The sequence below is a fragment of the Streptomyces poriferorum genome, from assembly GCF_019399235.1.
GTDB classification, from domain to species: domain Bacteria; phylum Actinomycetota; class Actinomycetes; order Streptomycetales; family Streptomycetaceae; genus Streptomyces; species Streptomyces poriferorum.
The window spans coordinates 1-408 of the sequence record NZ_JAELVH010000656.1 but is presented as its reverse complement, the minus strand read 5'-3'; the positions used below and the strand labels follow the sequence as shown (position 1 = coordinate 408).

General features: G+C 72.5%; 1 pseudogene. It reads left to right on the top strand.

Features of this window, described 5'->3' with window-relative positions:
• A pseudogene (locus tag JGS39_RS40280) lies at nucleotides 1–408 on the top strand (MarR family transcriptional regulator); the annotation flags it as partial.

Sequence of the window (408 nt, the reverse complement as noted above, 5' to 3'; positions counted from 1 at the left end):
TACGGCAAGCGTTCCGTCCCCGACCAACTTCCCGCACGCCCTGACGACTTCGCTCTGCTGCCCTTGCGCGAGCGGTACATCGCCGGGTTCATCGAGCACCTGCCCGAGGGCGCGTCGATGAGCGTGAAGTGCCTCGCCAAACAGATCCCGCTCTACGGCCAGCAGGCCATCGCCTCCGCGCTGACCGCCCTGTCCGTGGCCGGGCACCTGCGGCGCGTCCGCTGCGCGATCGGCGTCGGCGACGAGGTGCGGTGGGTGTTCCGGACCTTCTGGTCCCGCAGCGCCCGCGACAGCGAGTGGTGGGCGAGCTGCCTCACACCGGGAGTGCCCCAGTCGGTGCAGGCGCCCATGCCTGTGCCCGTGCCCGCTCCGACCTCCGCCCCCGTTCCTGCCCCCGCGCCGTGCGCC